23 protein-coding genes are annotated in these 16,553 nt (G+C 65.0%); 3 read left to right on the top strand and 20 right to left on the bottom strand.

Annotated features, from left to right (window positions below):
• Positions 1 to 177: 177 nt before the first annotated feature.
• The 11 genes from J2D73_RS03945 to J2D73_RS03995 form a co-directional block, all read right to left on the bottom strand.
• On the bottom strand, positions 178 to 894 hold the full coding sequence (locus J2D73_RS03945) for a lytic transglycosylase domain-containing protein (RefSeq protein ID WP_207879556.1): 717 nt from the start codon (positions 892 to 894) through the stop codon (positions 178 to 180).
• 4 nt (positions 895 to 898) lie between these two features.
• On the bottom strand, positions 899 to 1,234 hold the full coding sequence (locus J2D73_RS03950; RefSeq protein ID WP_207879558.1) for a DUF736 domain-containing protein: 336 nt from the start codon (positions 1,232 to 1,234) through the stop codon (positions 899 to 901).
• Positions 1,235 to 1,268: 34 nt separating this feature from the next.
• Positions 1,269 to 1,814, bottom strand: a complete 546-nt coding sequence (locus tag J2D73_RS03955; RefSeq protein ID WP_207879560.1) for a S26 family signal peptidase — start codon at positions 1,812 to 1,814, stop codon at positions 1,269 to 1,271.
• Entirely contained in the window at positions 1,811 to 2,329 is a 519-nt protein-coding gene (locus tag J2D73_RS03960) for a DUF2840 domain-containing protein (protein ID WP_207879562.1), read from the bottom strand. The genes J2D73_RS03955 and J2D73_RS03960 overlap by 4 nt, the downstream gene beginning before the upstream one ends.
• Entirely contained in the window at positions 2,326 to 2,580 is a 255-nt protein-coding gene (locus tag J2D73_RS03965) for a hypothetical protein (RefSeq protein WP_207879564.1), read from the bottom strand. The genes J2D73_RS03960 and J2D73_RS03965 overlap by 4 nt, the downstream gene beginning before the upstream one ends.
• Complete coding sequence (gene parA / locus J2D73_RS03970) at positions 2,577 to 3,215, bottom strand: ParA family partition ATPase (protein WP_207879566.1); 639 nt, start codon at positions 3,213 to 3,215, stop codon at positions 2,577 to 2,579. The genes J2D73_RS03965 and parA overlap by 4 nt, the downstream gene beginning before the upstream one ends.
• Positions 3,212 to 4,327, bottom strand: coding sequence for a replication initiator protein A (locus J2D73_RS03975; RefSeq protein WP_207879568.1), 1,116 nt, complete (start codon positions 4,325 to 4,327; stop codon positions 3,212 to 3,214). Before J2D73_RS03975 ends, parA begins: the two co-directional genes overlap by 4 nt.
• A gap of 11 nt (positions 4,328 to 4,338) precedes the next feature.
• Positions 4,339 to 4,590: a helix-turn-helix transcriptional regulator gene (locus J2D73_RS03980; protein ID WP_207879570.1), complete on the bottom strand. Its 252-nt coding sequence runs from the start codon at positions 4,588 to 4,590 to the stop codon at positions 4,339 to 4,341.
• Positions 4,591 to 4,780: 190 nt separating this feature from the next.
• Positions 4,781 to 5,326 (bottom strand): DUF2285 domain-containing protein, encoded by a 546-nt coding sequence (locus J2D73_RS03985; RefSeq protein WP_207879572.1) that lies wholly within the window; start codon positions 5,324 to 5,326, stop codon positions 4,781 to 4,783.
• A 31-nt stretch (positions 5,327 to 5,357) separates the two neighbouring features.
• Positions 5,358 to 5,567 carry a transcriptional regulator domain-containing protein gene (locus tag J2D73_RS03990; protein ID WP_207879575.1) on the bottom strand — a complete coding sequence of 70 codons (210 nt, stop codon included), beginning with the start codon at positions 5,565 to 5,567 and terminating at the stop codon, positions 5,358 to 5,360.
• 126 nt (positions 5,568 to 5,693) lie between these two features.
• Positions 5,694 to 5,957 (bottom strand): DNA -binding domain-containing protein, encoded by a 264-nt coding sequence (locus J2D73_RS03995; RefSeq protein ID WP_207879577.1) that lies wholly within the window; start codon positions 5,955 to 5,957, stop codon positions 5,694 to 5,696.
• 245 nt (positions 5,958 to 6,202) lie between these two features.
• On the opposite strand from J2D73_RS03995, the gene J2D73_RS04000 reads away from it, so the two are divergent.
• Complete coding sequence (locus J2D73_RS04000; protein WP_243429618.1) at positions 6,203 to 6,430, top strand: helix-turn-helix domain-containing protein; 228 nt, start codon at positions 6,203 to 6,205, stop codon at positions 6,428 to 6,430.
• Between the two features lie 19 nt (positions 6,431 to 6,449).
• Here J2D73_RS04000 and J2D73_RS04005 read toward each other — a convergent pair whose 3' ends face one another.
• The 3 genes from J2D73_RS04005 to J2D73_RS04015 form a co-directional block, all read right to left on the bottom strand.
• Positions 6,450 to 6,662 carry a helix-turn-helix domain-containing protein gene (locus tag J2D73_RS04005; RefSeq protein ID WP_207879579.1) on the bottom strand — a complete coding sequence of 71 codons (213 nt, stop codon included), beginning with the start codon at positions 6,660 to 6,662 and terminating at the stop codon, positions 6,450 to 6,452.
• Positions 6,663 to 6,798: 136 nt separating this feature from the next.
• Positions 6,799 to 7,125, bottom strand: coding sequence for a DUF736 domain-containing protein (locus J2D73_RS04010; RefSeq protein WP_207879580.1), 327 nt, complete (start codon positions 7,123 to 7,125; stop codon positions 6,799 to 6,801).
• A gap of 575 nt (positions 7,126 to 7,700) precedes the next feature.
• Complete coding sequence (locus J2D73_RS04015; RefSeq protein WP_456304356.1) at positions 7,701 to 8,003, bottom strand: hypothetical protein; 303 nt, start codon at positions 8,001 to 8,003, stop codon at positions 7,701 to 7,703.
• Positions 8,004 to 8,013: 10 nt separating this feature from the next.
• Between J2D73_RS04015 and J2D73_RS21140 the strand changes: the two genes are divergently transcribed.
• A complete protein-coding gene (locus tag J2D73_RS21140) occupies positions 8,014 to 8,169 on the top strand; it encodes a hypothetical protein (RefSeq protein WP_341535016.1) in 156 nt (51 codons plus the stop codon).
• A gap of 117 nt (positions 8,170 to 8,286) precedes the next feature.
• Here the strand turns inward: J2D73_RS21140 and J2D73_RS04020 are convergent, their stop codons facing one another.
• The gene (locus tag J2D73_RS04020; RefSeq protein ID WP_207879582.1) at positions 8,287 to 8,454 is read right to left on the bottom strand and encodes a hypothetical protein; all 168 of its coding nucleotides are present in this window, start codon (positions 8,452 to 8,454) and stop codon (positions 8,287 to 8,289) included.
• Positions 8,455 to 8,713: 259 nt separating this feature from the next.
• Here J2D73_RS04020 and J2D73_RS04025 point away from each other — a divergent pair, with 259 nt between their 5' ends.
• Positions 8,714 to 9,085 carry a hypothetical protein gene (locus J2D73_RS04025; RefSeq protein WP_207879584.1) on the top strand — a complete coding sequence of 124 codons (372 nt, stop codon included), beginning with the start codon at positions 8,714 to 8,716 and terminating at the stop codon, positions 9,083 to 9,085.
• A 140-nt stretch (positions 9,086 to 9,225) separates the two neighbouring features.
• Here the strand turns inward: J2D73_RS04025 and J2D73_RS04030 are convergent, their stop codons facing one another.
• The 5 genes from J2D73_RS04030 to J2D73_RS04050 form a co-directional block, all read right to left on the bottom strand.
• On the bottom strand, positions 9,226 to 10,155 hold the full coding sequence (locus J2D73_RS04030; protein ID WP_207879587.1) for a DUF2493 domain-containing protein: 930 nt from the start codon (positions 10,153 to 10,155) through the stop codon (positions 9,226 to 9,228).
• Between the two features lie 326 nt (positions 10,156 to 10,481).
• The gene (locus tag J2D73_RS04035) at positions 10,482 to 11,534 is read right to left on the bottom strand and encodes a DUF7146 domain-containing protein (RefSeq protein WP_207879590.1); all 1,053 of its coding nucleotides are present in this window, start codon (positions 11,532 to 11,534) and stop codon (positions 10,482 to 10,484) included.
• Between the two features lie 94 nt (positions 11,535 to 11,628).
• On the bottom strand, positions 11,629 to 13,719 hold the full coding sequence (locus J2D73_RS04040) for a ParB/RepB/Spo0J family partition protein (RefSeq protein ID WP_207879592.1): 2,091 nt from the start codon (positions 13,717 to 13,719) through the stop codon (positions 11,629 to 11,631).
• Positions 13,720 to 13,894: 175 nt separating this feature from the next.
• Positions 13,895 to 15,013: a DUF3800 domain-containing protein gene (locus J2D73_RS04045; RefSeq protein WP_207879594.1), complete on the bottom strand. Its 1,119-nt coding sequence runs from the start codon at positions 15,011 to 15,013 to the stop codon at positions 13,895 to 13,897.
• A 150-nt stretch (positions 15,014 to 15,163) separates the two neighbouring features.
• Positions 15,164 to 16,360 (bottom strand): DUF932 domain-containing protein, encoded by a 1,197-nt coding sequence (locus J2D73_RS04050; protein WP_207879597.1) that lies wholly within the window; start codon positions 16,358 to 16,360, stop codon positions 15,164 to 15,166.
• Between the last annotated feature and the right edge of the window lie 193 nt (positions 16,361 to 16,553).

The raw sequence follows: 16,553 nt of genomic DNA on the forward strand, positions 1-16,553 counted from the left end.
CTTCTCCTCTGTCTGCCCTTCCTTCTTCCCGGAAATGCGCTGCGCCACGCCAGCCTGCGAATACGGACTCGAGAGCATCGATGCAGCCCACGGAGACGCTGGAAACTGTTGCGCCGCGCGGGAAAGTGCATGCTGACCGAGGCGCTGATGCCGACTGGCGGAGCGGAGACAGCGCGATCATTGCTGCGGCCCCGATGCGGAAACGGCCACGAACAGCCCGCCTGATTGCGGTGCGATGGCCGACAAGTCGCGCACAGCTACGGCCGTCGGCGTGTCATTCGGCTGCTGCTTGGAGGTCGCGCCATGGGCCGGTTCAGCGCTTGCCGACCGCGTGATGAAGAGCGGCGCTTGGGTCCAGGACGACGGATCGGAGGCCACCATCAGGACAGGCCCATCGGTCACGCCGTCCCCGACAAAAGGGACGAGCGCCGCGACATAAGCGACCGTTTCGGCCGGCAACGGACGCTGCCGGTCGCGGTAATCCTCGTACCGTCCAGGCCCCGCATTGTAGGCCGCGAGGAAGCCCGGCGATCCGTAGCGGTCGTGCATCTCGCGCAGGAAGGCCGCGCCCGCCAGGATGTTGTCGCGCGGATCGAACGCGTCGCGCCCGAGGCCATAGCGAGCGCGAAGCGCAGCCCAGGTCTCGGGCATGAGCTGCATCAGGCCCATCGCGCCCTTGGGCGAGACGGCATGCCGATCGCCGCGGCTTTCGATGCGCATGATCGCCCTTATCCACGCCGTTGGAATGGCGAAGCGTTGGGCCGCCTCCGCAATGAGCGACGCATAGGGATCGCTCGGTGCGTGCAGATCGAGAGGCGCCGTTTGGGCGTGGGCGGCTACGACGGGAACGCCGAACGCCGTCAGCCCAGCGAGCAGGAGGAGCGCGCGCCGCATGCGATCAGTCCCGCTCGCCGCGCTTGGGCGGGCGGTTCCAGTTCAGCACCCAGGCGGACTTGTCGTCGCCCGACTGGAACAGGTTGGCGCGGATCGGATGGGCCAGCGTCGGATCGCCGATGACGAGGGAGACGTATTCGCCCGCCTTCTCGCCTGTGCGCTTCCACCCCGCGCCGATCTCCGGGCCATCGGCGTCGCCCATGTGGACGCGATAGTCGGGCGCGTTCTCGGCATCGGAGGATTCAGCCGGAACGAGGGAAAGGTCTCGGTAGAAGAACAGCGTTTGAATGCGTCCCGTGAAGCCGGACTTATCGCGGATGAATTGACCGATCTGTGCCATGGAAACCTCCGTGGTTGGCGGGTTGGGAAGCGGGTCAATCGGTCGCTGCGCGCCACACGAAGCGGCCGTCACCGGCCTCGTCGGTCCACAGCGGGACCGCGCGGGCGACGATCGCGGTGGTGGGAAGCGGGCCGAAATAGCGCCCGTCCAGGCTGTCCTGGACGGTCGGGTTCATGAGGAAGACCTCGCCGGCGGTGAGCGTATGGCAGCCGCTCCAGCGCGGCAGCGGACGGCCGAGATGATCGCGGTCACGGGCCACGCCGGCTTCGACGTGATCGACGGTGACGGCGGTCCCCTCCCGGCACACGGTCTGCCCTGCGACCGCCATGACATGCTTCAGCAGCGGCACGCCCTTGGGCAGGAAGCCGCCGTCGGCGAGGTAGCTCGCGACGGGTTCCGGAGGCCGCACCGCGACCAGCTCGAGCGCGCGGAGCTTGCCGGTGGGCCGCAAGGCGTAAAGCCCGGTCGGCGTGCTCGCCGTAGCGTTCCAGATCAGGCGCGGCGCCGGATGAAAGAACGCCAAGCCGATGAAGACGAGCATGGCGAAGTACGACGTCATGCCGTAGCCGAAGCGGGTCATAGCGTGATGCTCCTGCGCTTGAGCCACGCGGTATGCTGATCGCGCGCGTAGGGGCGCGGCTCATGGCCAGCGGCCAGACGGTTGTGGAGGTGGCGCCAGTATTCCGGCGCGGCGTCTGCCGGATCGATGTCGAGGGCTTCGACCGCATCGATCGCCAGCAGCACGCGCTCGACCTTCGGCCAGCTATCGACGCGCAGCAGGATCTCGCCGCCGGGGCTCACGAAGGGTAGCGTCTGGTATGGCGCGCCGGGCTCGACCGCGCGCACGATATCCATGCGTGAGACGATCGTGCCGTAGTCGTTGGACGCCCAGCGCACGAAGGCGAAGATGCTGCCGAATCTGAAGCTGGAAATGCTGCGGCGGCGATCGAGGATCTTCTCCTCGGCGCGGCGGCCGAAGCGCAGCCAGCGCTCGATCTTCTTCTCGATCCAGGTCAGCTCGACATGCGTGAGCGCGATGGCGGTGCGACTGGATGGCGGCGCGGCTTGCTGCGGCGACAGCATGTTGTCGCTCATGACGGTTCTCCGGGATCGTCGGGGAATTCGCGCGCGAAGAGGTCGCGCAGCATCTCGGCGACGGTGATCCCGCGCCGGAAGGCCGCGACCTTGATGCGGCCCCGCAGCGCAGGCGTGACGTCGATCGTCAGCCGCGCGGTGAACGCCACTGCGTCGTCAGCGCGGCGAGCCGTGACGTCGGGCGCCTTGATCCAGCTCTCAGCGTCTCCTGGCCGTGCGGCGAAGCCGCGCCTAGTCGACCGCTCGCTCATGGTGCGACCTTCGCGACCTCGACGGCGAGCGCGGCGATCTCGCGAGCCGCGATGCTCTGCTCGTCCAGCTCGAAGACCAGGCGGCCGGACCGTGCGGCGTCGGCGAATGCGACGCGCTGGCCGACCGTGCTAGCCAGCACCGGCGGATCATGATCGGCCAGGGTCTCGGCGGTCTCGCGTGCGATCACCGTGCGGGCGCCGCAGCGGTTCAAGACGAAGCGCGCGGCGAGCCCGGCGCGGTAGATGCGCGCCTCCCGCAGCAAGGCCAGCATCTCGGCTGATGCCCAACCATCGAGTGGTGATGGCTGCACGGGGATCAGCACCAAGTCGGCGGCGAGCAATGCCGAGCGCATGAGGCCGGCGACCCGTGGCGGCCCGTCGATGACGACGTGGTCGGCGGTGCGGGCGATCTCCGGCGCTTCGCGATGGAGCGTGTCGCGCGCCAGGCCGACGACGCCGAACAACCGCGAGACGTTTTCCCGCGCCCGCTGCTGCGACCAATCGAGAGCCGAGCCCTGCGGGTCCGCATCGATCAGCGTGACGCGCTTGCCGTACAACGCCAGCTCGCCGGCGAGGTGCAGCGCGAGCGTCGTCTTGCCGACGCCGCCTTTCTGATTGAGCAGAGCGATGATCATCGCTTCCCTCCCGGCGTGCGGCCGAAGGGCAGAGACGGCTGTCGTGCTGGCTGTTGTGAGGTCGGCGCGGCGGGGGTGGTGCGCTTATCCGCAGATCGCGCCGGCCAACTACAAGAGTTAGATTCTGAGTTAGACTCTAAGTTAAGGCCTGGAATCGCTGTTTCAGGCCAAAGGGTTAGTTGCGGTTCGTGCGTGCGAAGTCCCGATAGGGCTGCGTGCGAAATCCCGATACCGTTTGCGTGCGAAGTCCCGACCCCGTCCACAGCGCCATCCACAGGGACTGTGGATAAGTGAGCCGGCAGAATGCGCAGCAGCTCGCGCCGGCCCTGCCACTCGATGCGCAGGTGATAGCCGGGCAGCGGTTGGCGCGCGGCGATGCGCCGGATCTGGAGCGCGAAATCCGAGACGCGCACCAGGCTTCCGGACTTCTCGTGCAGATGGGCGATCTCGAACAGCCAACCCTTCGGCTGACGGCCGGCGTGCTTGCGGGCGACGCGGTAGAGCCAGCGCTCGATGCCGCCGGTCAGGCGGAAATAGGCCGGATCAATCGCGAGAACGAGCGAGCGATCGATGACGCCGCGGTAAAACCAGTCGGGGAGGACGAACTCCATGCCCTCGACGCGGCCGTCGCACGTCGTGCATTCCTCCCACTCGTTGATCCAGGAAAATTGGTGTCGCCGCCAATTCTCGCCATTGCGTATCGTCGTGCGGATGACGGTCGATTGCAGGCGGGCGAGTGCGCCCTTCAGGAGCTTGTAATCGCGCGCACCGGTCTGCCGGCCGATGGACGTGAGGAGCTGGTACGGCGTGAAGCGCAGGAAGCGCGAGGTCTTGAAGCCGAGGTTCTCGGCCTCGACGATCTGGCTCGCCGCCCAGATCAGCACGTCGGCATCCCAGATGGTCGCCATGCCGTGTTCGAGCACGGCATAGACTTCCACCCGCACGTCGCCGGCCTCGTAGAGGATCGGCGCGGTGCGCCTGGTCTTAGCGAGCGAGAAGAACGGTCGCTCCATCAGGTCGCGCTGGTCGCGCGGGCTGGCATCGCCCGTGGCGACCACGAACGGGTCGAGCTTGCTCCGTTCGCTAGCGGTAATGAGACGGCGCGAGGACATCAGAAATCGCCTCAGCGCTGCGCGTGGCCGGCGGCGCGGGCCTCGACGTAACGGGGATCCGAGGTCGAGTTGCAGGCGGCCTGATCGGCCCAGGCCTCCAGATCGCCAATGGCGTAGACGACCCGGCCGCCGAGTTTGCGGAACGTCGGGCCGCTGCCGTGGCAGCGATATTTCTCCAGGGTGCGCGGCGAGATGCCGAGGAGGCGCGCCGCCTCGTGGGTTCGGACGTAGCGCGTGGAAAGCTGCGCGGACCTGTCGAGCATGGGGAGCCTCCGTCTTGCCTCGAAGCGCCGCGGCCAAGTCGCGGCATGTCGGGGTCACGGTGGCGGAGAGTTCAGGCGTTGGGGGTGGACGAAGATTTTCGCGGAGGTGTGTCCCCCCACGTCTGGGGCTGGGCCTGAGGCCGCGAGCGGGCGTAGTGGCAGCGGTTAGGTGGAAAGGGTTGAGGGCGCGTCAGAGACCGCGCAGGAGCTTCAGATAGCCGCGTTCGACCAAGGCGATTGAATCGTGGATCAGCCGGTTCGCCGCACGCCGGGCGTGAGAGTCTTTCCACTCGACGGAAGGAAGACGGGCCTGGGCGGAATGCAGGATGAGGTCAGCGACATCGCGAGGGCCGCCGCCTGTGTCATGAACGTCGAAGGCATGGAGCAGCTCAACGAGTCGGCGCTTTCGTTGTGCTGTCAGGCGCAGCGCCTGAGGTAGCAGGCCGACTGTCTGGCCTCCTAAGCGCCGTAGGAAGCGCGATGCGACCGCGAGCCGAAGATCGGACGACGCCGGGTCCGCAGGCACAAGGATCATGGGTCGCTGAGCAGCGTCCTCGTTGCGCAACCGGATGTGCAGCTCGCCGGAGCTATCGACAATGATGACTTCGCGGCCCTCATCGTCGGCGCAGTCAGCGACGATCAAGCCAAGTTGCGACGGGTCGAGGGCTTTCGGCTCGAAACCGCTGGGCGCGGCATCGAGGATTAAGGTGCCGGGCGACAGCTCCGGCAGCCACATGACGGGTTCGAGCCCAACTGGAGACGAGGGATCATGAGCGAAAGCGCAACCCCCATCGCCGAGCGAGACTGACGTGGGCAGTCTCAGCGTCGACGGAAGCGCGTGCGATCAGGCGCTGGGTCCGGACGAAGTCGCGGCGGTAATCAGGGTTGCGGCGCAAAAATTCGGCGGCAAAACCGGGACGTTCAAGGCGGTTCAGGCGATCAATCGTCTCCGGCGAGCGCCAGTACTCCGTGGGCATGGCGTTTTCCTCTCGTTTTGTCCTCTCTCAAGGAGGGTCGCCACGATCCGGAAAATTCGCCCGCCAAAGTAGTCCTTAAGGTTGCATCGCGCGTGCCTGCGAGCCGTGGGAGTTCGAGACGAGAACTCACTGCATCCGGGGTTCAAGCAAGTGCCGATAGCCCGTCTCGGTCATCCAGCGGGCTCGCGCCAGGTGGCTGTCATGGACCGTTTTGGCACGAGTGGGCTCCTGCGCCGGGTTGAGGCCGAAGATGACCTGCACGACTTCGCGCCAGTCGGCACCCTCTTCGTCGGCCATCAGCAATCGGAGATAGATCGCTAGATGTTGCTCGTCATAGGCGTTTAAGCGGTCGGTATGCGGCGGCCGGTCCTGGAAGGGCACCTGAGTCATTGCGATCTACCCCCTAGAGATCAAAGCAATGTGTTAGCCATTCATTTACCGCGAATTTTTGCAAGATTTGCTCCGCGAATACTTACGTCGCGATGCCTGGGGCGCATCACGTTGCTCGCGGAAGTGGCAAACTGACGCCTTCGCATGGTCGATGAATAACAACGGCATGTACGAATCGGAACGATCATTCCTGGAACGATAGTTCCGATATCGGCTCCATCATCGCCATGGATCTTAAGGAAGTCATGGCGATCAATCTGCGTCGGTTGCGTCATGCGAAAGGAATGACGCAAGAGGAAGTGGCCGAAAGGGCCGGGTTGAGCGCCCGGTACGTCGGAGGGATCGAACGCGCTGACGTCTCGGCGAGCGTGACGGTGCTGGGTCGGATCGCGGAGGCGCTTGAGTTGGAAGCGACCGAGCTGGTGCGCGCCGTCCCTGTGAAGGCTCGGAAGAGGACCCCAATCGAGCCTTAAATTCCGTGACGAGCGTGGTTCACGTCTCGCGCCGGAAGAATTCGACGGGGTCCGCCTCAAGGATCTCGGCAAGCTTCTCGAGCATGTCGACGGTCGCGGAGTGCTGTTCGCGCTCCAGCATGCCAACATAGTTGCGATTGATGCCCGCACGGTCGGCAAGCTCCTCCTGCGACATGCTTTTGGCATGTCGCAGTCTTCGCAGATTCGTGGCGACGATCTCCCGCAAGCTCATGCGGTGAGATCGCCGTGCCACCTAATATACTGCCACCTAGTAAACTAGGTATTCCGCCTGTTCAAGGATCGCCGCCGCCTTCGCGGGCTAGGCAATGCCCCGCCCGGACCGGCCGGACGGGGCATTGGAGGCGGGATCAGTCGCCCCGGCGGCCGTTGGGGCGGGACCAGATCAGGCTGTAGCCCTCGCCCTCTTCGTCGTCGAAGAGGTTGGCGAAGATCGGGGCGGTGAAGCTCGGATCGTCGAGCTTGAGGCCCAGATAGTCGCGGCCCTCGTTGGAGCGCTTGGACCAGGCGGCGCCGATTTCCACTCGGCCGACGTAGACGCGGTGGCTGGGGCTGTTGTCGCCGGTGCGGGCCGCTTCGGGGACGATCCGGACGTTCTTGGCTTGAACCGAGAGGGTGACGATTTCGCCGGTGAACTCGTTCGTGCCGGTCTTCTTGAAGGTGCCGATGGTGGTCATGGTAGTTCTCCTTGATCTCTGTTTCGAGCCCGCACCATTGCGGCCTCGATGGCGATCGGTTGGCCGGAGGCGATCGGCGGCGCACCCCGAAGGGGCTCGACAGCAAAGGAGGGGCTTTCTTGTTGCGCGAGGAATGACGGCGCAGCCGGCAGGGGAAGAAAGTTCTGACGGCGCTGTTGCGCCATAGGCGATCGAGGCTTCAGCCGTCCTTCGGCTAGATCAGCCCATTGAAGAGGCCGTTTGGTGCTCTCGATCTACAGAGGTGATTCAAGGAGAACCTGGCGAATGTCGCGCTGGAAATAGGCTGGCGCGCACGACTCCGGCAGATCGAGGTGATCTCCTCAGGCGACCCAGCGCTTCCAGACCAGTGCACCGCGATAATAGATTGAGGTCGGTCAACGCTTTGTATGTCGGTGGAAATCGAGAACTGCGACGCTCGGTCCAATTTCCCTATGAGGATGCGACCGGGCGATCGGCTCTGATGATCTCGGCTCCCGCCAGTCTCAGCCACCACCGACGACGAAAGAGGCGCTGCGCAAGCCTGTCTACAGCCGCCTCTTGCCGCTGGGTCGATGTCAGGTCCGCGCCATGCCTTGTCCGGCCGGTCCGGGTGCGGCCATTCCTGTGAACCGGAAGAACGCGGTGATCCCGACGGCGATCGCGCCGATGACTGCAAAGATCGTCTGCCAGATCGCCGACGGCATGGCCATGTGCGCGATCCCGTAGGTGGCGCTGTATCCCGCGACCACGGCGGGTGCGACGAAAAGCAGGATGATCAGGAGCCGCAGCCAGGTCCAGGGCACGAAGCCCAGCGCGAACTGGCCGATACCGAACGTCGCCCCGCCGGCGACCATGCCGACCAGGATGCCGCCGAGCACGCCGGCGCCGGTGGAACGCCCAGATACCGAGCGTCAGGCCCATGAAGAACGGCAAGGCGAATACAGCAAGGGTGAAGAGCAGCCAGCAGGTAAAGCAAATGCCGGCGATGACGAGCAGTGGTCCAAAGATGATCATGGCGGCGGTCTCCGTGAGATAAAGGTCTAACGGTCGCGCCTTCCACCACCACCACGGCGCGTCTCAAGTATAGCCGGAAATGGACAGGAACGGGAGCGGAATCCCCGTGGGAATTCCGCCGAACGGCTGCCCTGCAAATCGGCTCCCTCATCGCTGGAAGGGATCGAATTCGTGAATGATGGCTGCCGGATCGCCGTCATATTCACTGGCGGGCATGGCGCCGTATCCATCCATGCCGGTGCGGAAGATGACGATGCAGACCATCAAGGTGGTGGCGAGGTTCCAGCCGTTGGCGAATGCGAGGGACTGAGACATTGATCTGGCTCCTGTGCTGAGGCGGGGGCCATCCCCGCGCGACAGGCGCCCGATGTGTTCGGCCGAGGGCTGCAATCACCGCGCAGGCGAAGACGCAGCGGCGGCACGCTTCGCGTAAGCCGACCCTTTACGGGTTGATGGCGTCAGGCCCTCGGCCGGACCAAGGATCAGCGCTGAAGGACGTGGGGTGGTGCTCGTCGCAGGGCCGGGAAGGTCGGATGTCTGGCCGGAGCAGGCCAGATCCGGCTAGAATTCCGTAATGAACGATCTGCAAGAACTAACGGCGCGGTTACGGGTCGACCTTAAAGCGGCCATGCGTGGCCGGTGTTTGGCGGAGGTCAAGGTGCTGCGTGGCCTGATCGCCGCGATCGACGATGCGCAAGCCGTGCCGGTGGGCAGTTTGCACGAGACTTATGTCGTCCGAGCCTTCGGCGATCCTTCGGTCGAGGTGCCACGGCGGGACCTGGGCGCCGAAGACCTGCGTCGATTGCTGGAAAGCGAGAGCACTGCTTACTTGGCGGCTGCCGAGGAATATCGCGCGGCGGGCCACCATGACCGGGCGGTGGAATTGACTGCGGCCGCAGAGATTGTGGGCGGCTACCTCGATGGATTGGTTGCCGCCGGCGAGTGAGAAGCCAGCTTTTGCGGCAGCGAACTCCAGATGGTTGGGAGATTCGATCTCGCCGGATGCACCGATCGTCGTCGCATGCTTGTCAGGCGGCCGATCTGATCTTTGGGAAATGTACTGGCCTGAAAGATTGAGGGCGGCGCTTACGCGCCGCCGAACTTCCAGACCGGGATGCCGAGCTTCTTGGCTTTGTCGGCGAGGTTATCTTGGATGCCGGTGCCGGGGAAGTGCATCACGCCGATCGGCAGGGTCTCCAACAGCACGTCGTTGCGCTTGAACGGCGCGGCCTTGGCGTGCTTCGTCCAGTCGGGTTTGAAGGCGATCTGCGGCACTTTGCGGTTGTCGGCCCATTTAGCGGCGATCAGCTCGGCGCCCTTTGGCGAGCCGCCATGCAGCAACACCATGTCGGGGTGCTTGGCGTGGACCTGGTCGAGCTTGGCCCAGATCAGCCGATGATCGTTGAAGTCGAGCCCGCCGGTGAGCGCCACCTTCGGGCCCGGTGGCAGGAGCACCTGGTTGTCGGCGCGCTTCTTCGCGGCGAGAAAATCGCGGCTGTCGATCATCGCCGAGGTCAGGTTGCGATGGTTGACCTTCGATCCGTTGCGCGGCCGCCAGGCTGAGTGGGTGTACTGCTCGAATTGGTCGGCGGCCTGGTCGCGCATCAACTCGAAGGCGTTGCGCCGCTCGATCAGCGTCTGCCCTTGCGCCGTCAGTCGCTCCAGCTCGACGGATTTAACCTCGCTGCCGTCCTGTTCTCGCTGGGAGCGCTGCTGACCCAGCTCGTTGTCGTCAAGTTCGCGTTCGATCCGGTCGATGGCGCGATGGAAGACGTTCACCGTCGACCAGAGCAGGTCCTCGAGGTCGGGTTCGAGGCGTGTGTCGGCGAGCGCCACCACCAGGGCGTCGCAGACGTCGGAGATACTGCCCACGAGGGTATTCGCTTCGGGAAGCGGCCGGGGGTCGGGCTCGTCGTGGAAGGGTCGGTAGCCATAGAGCTGGAGTTCGTGGAGAACCTGGTCGGTCGGGGATGAGTTGTGGTGCGGCTCGAAATCGTCGTCGCGGTCGGTGGTCATCGCAGGCTTCCTTCGTCGGATCGACCGCGCCCATCGCGGCCTTCATGGCGACGAAGGCGGCGGGCGGACCGGACCTGCACCCGCAGCGCAGCGGAGGGCCGGAGCTTCGGCGGAGGACCGAAGGGGCCGACTATTTTGTCTCGCGATGGAAAGGCGGCCTCGGCCGCCGACGGAAAATAGTCGGCATACGAGGTTGCCGGTCCGAGGCGTTTGCCGCCCGATCGCCCTCTCAGAAGGCCGTGGGGGCGGTCCTCTCCGGCTCACGAGGAAGCATGACCGCCGGCCTCGCCGTAACGACGCCGACGCGCCTCCTCATCCCGTTCCGGCTATGCCGCCAGCTCCATGAAGCGGGCAACGTCCTGTGCGGCAATCTGCACCCGGCTTGCCGCCCGAAGTGCATCGATACCGAGCAGCCGCAGATCCTCGTTGAAGTCGCCGAGCCGTGGCGAGACCACGATCGCCTCGACCCCGGCCTCCTGCGCCCGGTTGATCAACGTCGCCATCGCGCCGTCGCCGGCGGGATCATCGTCGCGGGCGATGTAGAGCCGCCGCAGCGTGTCTGGGAACAGGATGGCTGAGAGATGCGCGGCCGAGAGCGCCGCGACCATCGGCATGGTCGGCAAGACGCATCGGAGCGACAGCATCGTCTCGATGCCTTCGCCAGCCGCCATGACTCCGCCTGCCACGCCAAATCGTACCGCGTGACCTAAAAGGTCGCCCATCGCCCGCCGCGGCGTGTCGATCGGCGCCTTGCCGAGCGTCGCCTCGGTGAAGCCGTCCGGATCGAGCCAGGTGCGGTGCGCCCCGGTCAGATGCCCTCCGAGGTCGGTCACGCTGGCGATCATCGCCGGCCAGGTCTCGGTCGGGCTGTCCTCGTCGGGCCGGTAGTAGCAGCGGGGATGGAAGCGCAGGCTTCCGGTTCCGTGCAAAGCCGTAATGCCGCGATTACGGAGATACGTTTCTACGAGCGTCTGGGAAATCGACTGCGACATGGCGAACAGCCGCCGTGACGCTTCCGGCGATCCGGTCGGGGCACTGGGTTCGCGTGATCGGGGACGATCGGGCTCCGGCTCAGGATGCGGGAGGCTGAGGAACAAACGCGCCTCGTCAACGACATCCTTGAAGTCGACCAGGCCACAGCTCTCCCGGATTACGTCAAGCAAATCGCCATGTTCGCCGGTGGCGGCGTCCGTCCATTTCCCGGCGGGACCTTTCGCCGTGTCCTTGAGCCGCACGAACATCGAACGACCAGCGACGTTGCGGACGTCGCCGACAAGCCAATAGCCGCCTTCACGACGGCCGGCAGAGAGGTAATGGCGGCACACGGCCTCGGCCTGCCGGCCCAGCCGCTGTGCGAGATCATGCGCGCTGTTGCTCATGACGGTCCTCGAAAAGAAAAGGCCCGCCACCCGGGTCCCCACGAAGCTTGCTTCGCGGGGTGGCCCGACCGGCGGGCCTTAGTGCAGTCGGCAGCTACTCAGCGGCGACCATGTCCGCGCCGGCGTCGTCATTCTGCGGGACTGGCTCGTTGTCGTCCTCCGGCAGTTTTTCGCTGGACTGCGCTGCGGTTTCCTCATCGGCAGAGTCCGGCGCTGGTTCGGCCACAACGGCGCGGCCCGGCGTGCGGAGCAGCTCGGGCAGCCAGGCGGTGTCGGCCAAGAGCGTCTCCGCCTCGGCCGCCATGTCGCCCTTCTTCAGATGCTCGATCCGATCGGCGGCGCGCTGACCCTTCGCCTGAGAAACCGCCTGAAGGATGCGGGCCTTCGTCACCCTGCCGAGGAAATTGTCCACGGTTGGCTTCCACCCGCCCGCCGCCATGTCGAGGTCGACCGTCTGGGCCAGCCGGTCGGCATGGGCGGCAGCACGGGGCCGCCGGTTCCAGGGCTCGTACACCGCGTTGACCGAGAGGCTGACGAGGTGGGCGAACAGGGCCGCACGGCTGTCGCCGTCCCATTCCTGCAGCGCGTCCCAGAGATCGGCAGACTCCTTGGGAAGTGCCTTCGACCAGCTTTCGTGCCGCACGCGGATCGCTTCGGCCGATGCGCTGTCGTTGAGCCCCGGCGCCTGCGTGCCGAAGCTGACGCTCTTCAAATCGAGCTCGAGGCAGCTATCCGAGCCGTAGTGGTAGAAGGTCTTCAGCGTCAAAACGTGGAGGGCCGCGACGAAGGCGACGTCCGGCCGCTCGCCGAGGGCGTTGCGGAGGCCGAGCGTCCGATGCGAGGTCAGTTCGGTCATCAGGCGGTCGGAGATGGACGAGAGACCCTCGTCCTCCTCCGGCTCGGCATCCGGCTCCGCCGTCACGACGGCCCCGTCACCCTCGTAGCTGGCGGCGATAGCGCGTTCATCGTCGCCGTCCGCGTCCGGCTCGGACGCAGGCTCGGCCGGCAACTCGTCTTCCGGCCGGACATAGCCCCGCTCGACGCGAAGCTGGCCATCAGCGCCGATGCTGACGAAGGCACCGGCGCGGGCGATCTCGGCCGGGTCGAACACCACGGGCCGGGTCTCGAAGCCCTCCAGCGCCGTTTCCAGCTCCGACAGGCGCTCGTCCACCTCGTCCGGCAGTTCGTCTGTGTCCTGGTATTCCTCGGACAGCCGATCGAACTCAGCCTGGAGCGCGTCCCTGGTCGCTTCTTCCTCGTCCGTCAGCGCGACCGTCTCGCCGCGAAGCTGGCGGAGGCCAAAGGCATGGCCATACGCGAAGTCGGGCGCGACCTCGATCCACTTCCAGCCTTCGGCGGCCACTGCTTCCGATTCCGCCTTCAGCTTGTCGGCCACCATCTGGTCGACGAGCGGGACATCCTGCAGCCAGCCGCCATCGTCGCCCTGGAACAGGTCGCGCAGCACTGTGCCGCCGGCCGCCACGTAGGCGTCCACGCCGATGAATTGCACCCGCTTGTCGGAGGCACGGACCGCGCCTTCGGTGAGCATGCGCCGGATGGTGTAGGGCTGCTTGTCGTAGGAGGCCTTCAGCCGCTCGAAGACCTGCCCCTGGCGCTCATGGTCGCCGGAGACGGTGAAGGCCATGAGCTGGTCGAGCGTCATGCCGTCCTCTGCATAGACGTCGAGCAGCGACGGCGACACCGACGCGAGCTTCAAGCGCTGCTTCACCACGTTGACCGAGACGAAGAACGCGGCAGCGATTTCCTCTTCGGACTGCCCCTTCTCGCGCAGCGCGAGGAAGGCGCGGAACTGGTCGAGCGGATGCAGCGGCGCGCGCTGGACGTTCTCGGCGAGCGAGTCTTCCTCGGCGATGCCGCTCTCACGGACGATGCACGGCACCGGCGCGGTCTTGGCGAGACGCTTCTGCTTTACGAGCAGCTCCAGCGCCCGGTAGCGGCGGCCGCCGGCTGGGATTTCGAACATGCCGGTCTCGACGCCGTCCTGATCGACGACCGCCCGCACGCTCAGGCCCTGCAGCAGGCCGCGGCGGGCGATGTCGTCGGCCAGCTCCTCGACCGAGATGCCGGCCTTCACGCGCCGAACGTTAGACTGGGAGAGCAAGAGCTTGTTGAAGGGGATGTCGCGCGAGGGCGAGAGGGTGATCTTCTGAACAGGGGTAGCCATCGGGATGTACTCCGCGACGAGCGCCGAAAGCCTCTCTCTCGGCATCAACTCGTCACGAAGCGCAGCGCCGCCCTCTTCCTCTGAAGGGCAGCGCCGTCGATGAACTCCGTCGGCAGGGCCACAGCCCAAGACCGCCGGCGACGTAGTGAGCCCGTTGCCGATGATGGCTTGATGTCTAAAAATTCGAGCGCGGCTCAATACCAAGGAAGCGGATCATGTTGTCGGGTGCGACGAAGTTGACGCCCGTCCCCTTGCTGCCATCGCCGGCTGCCACGAGCCGGCTGAAAATCGCTGTCTTGTCCGGGTGCATGGGCGTGCCGCCCCACACTGCGTCCTGGACGTATCGCGCGATGAACCCGGCGAGCACGTCGGCGACCTGGATGCCGATGGAGTCGTGCGAGCGTAGGAATTGCAGCTTAGCCGCTTGCGAGAATTCAAAATCGGCTGTTTTCAAAGACAGCCTCACGCCGAACTGCGCGAGATCTTCTGCCAGCTTCTTATTGTGGAGAAGAATGTCGCCGAACTGTAACTGCTCGTCATGAAACAGCGTCACTTCAGAAACCTGCTTCCGCGCAAACCGATTGATCCGCGCGTAGACGTTAGTGAACGAAGTTAGATTGGGTAGGACCCACAATAGTTTTCCGGCCGGATTCTTATCGGGGATCGGTAGGGCTCGTTCGACCGCCTTGACCTTCGGCAGCTTGCGGAAATCTTTCAAGCTGTCGCGAGCAAAACGAATGATCCCTTCTGCTACCTCCGTTGGCGGCACCCTGCTTCCCTGTGCCCAGAAGATTATGCGCTTGTAGAGATCGCGTATTGCCGTGTGGTCTCTGCTTTGACAGCATTCGGCGAAAGCGTGGACCAGTTCGGGAGGCGCGTACAAGGCCATGTAGTTGGCCATGACGCCTTTCATCCAAAAAGCGTTTGGCTGAGTGTCACATTCCCCCACATAGGGGACGATCATTCGCTCAATAATGTTCACGACAACGAAAAAGTGCTTATCGACGATCTCGATAAATATGGGGCAATCGTGTGCTTCGAGGAGATCCAGCAGGTCGAGAACGAAACGCGGCTTATCATAGGCCTGTTTTGACTTAATCTCCGGCGCCTGGATGCGATGTTTGGTTTTGTTTGCCTCCCATCTGTCGCCGAACTCTTGGTCGAGCGTGCAGCCAAACGCGGCTAGGGCGAACATGCGTTGTTCGGTGAAATAGGAATCGATTTTGACCGTGCTCAGGTCACCTGTATTCCCACTCTCGTCGATGTAATATTGCTCGGCCGTCTGGTCTGCCACTGCCTATCCCATCAGCTTTAAGACGGCTTCGTTCCACACTATCCTTATGAATACGCGGGCGAGATCTGAGCCACAAGGGCAGCCCACGCTGCGATGCGTCGGATATGAAAGCCGGAAATGCGTAAAGCCACATCTCCGGCTTTCCGGGAGTCAGGCCGCCCGGTGGAGCAGCTTCTTGGCCCGCGCCTCGAGATCGAGTCGCGCGTCCTGCTGGGTCTTATCCCGCGCGACCGCGGTGATGCCCTGCACAAAGTCGAACACGCTTTCGGGCTTCCGGCCTTCTTCGGCCAGCACCGTCTCGATGATCTTCGCCGTCTCGGCCTTGGAGAAGCCGCGCTTGCGCAAGAAGTCGCTGCGATCGTCGTCGGTCCGGGCCACGATCTTTTCCCTCGCCGCTCTGATGCCGTTGACGAAGGGGAACGGCGAGGAATTGGCGAAGCGGGTCAGCGCCGGCGCCGCCTCATGCGCGAAGCGGGAAGCGGCGTATTTCGAGTGGCGGATGGTGATCTCCTCGAAATCCTCGACGCCCCAGAGATTCCGGTTCTGGCAAACGGCACGGAGATAGAAGCTCGCCATGCCGAGGGTCTTCGCGCCCACCTCGGAATTCCAGCAATAGAAGCCGCGGAAGTAGAGGTCGGGCGAGCCATCCGGCAGCCGGCCGGCCTCGATGGGGTTGAGGTCGTCGACCAGGAAGAGGAAGACGTCGCGATCGGACGCGTATAGCGTGGTCGTGTCCTGGGTGATGTCGACGCGCGGGTTGTAGATGCCCGTCGACCAGTCGAGCACGCCGGGCACCTTCCAGCGGGTATCGCCCGTGCCGTTGCCGGCGATCCGCTGCACGGCGGCGACCAGCTCGTGGTCGAAGATGCGGCCATAGTCAGGACCGGTGACGGCGCGCAGCTCGACGCGGCCATCTTCGACCTCCAACGTCTTCACCTGCTCGGCGCGATGGGAGGTCAGCCCGTATTGCAGGTTGATGCCAGCCAGCGGCGCGGGAAGCTGGCGCAGATAGGCCGCCGGCGCGCCGACCAGGCCGGCGAGCTGGCCGAAGCTCCAATGCGTCGGCGCGATCGGCGTGTCGGACCCGGGCAGCATCAGCGCCAGGCGTTCGGCATCGTCGCGGCTCGCCTCGACCCGGATCGCCGCGCTCTCGACGGTTCGGGTACGGCTCCGCTCGGTCCGGCCACGGACGGCGGCATAGAGGTCCGACAGGGACAGGTAACGCTCGTCCGCTGGCCGCGAGAACCATTCCGACGATACGCGGCCGATCCGCTGGCCGCGGCTCACATCCACCTTGTAGCCGTCAGCGCGATCGCGAGCGGCGTCCAGAATCTCCACATGGGTCATGGCTAGTCTCCATGACGGGCGCTGGAGGCCTCTCCTCCAATCTTCAACCCGTCACGGCGAAGCCGGTCCGTCCTCTCACTCTAAAAGGGGCGCTGCGGGGATTTCCCCGCAGAAGGGGGTGCGTCGGCGACCGCGGCGCCGACCAGGGGGAAGGCTTTCCCCTCCAGTGATCCGTTGATCCGTCGTCCCGTAT

Source organism: Acetobacter sacchari (assembly GCF_017377715.1).
Lineage (GTDB): Bacteria > Pseudomonadota > Alphaproteobacteria > Acetobacterales > Acetobacteraceae > Acetobacter > Acetobacter sacchari.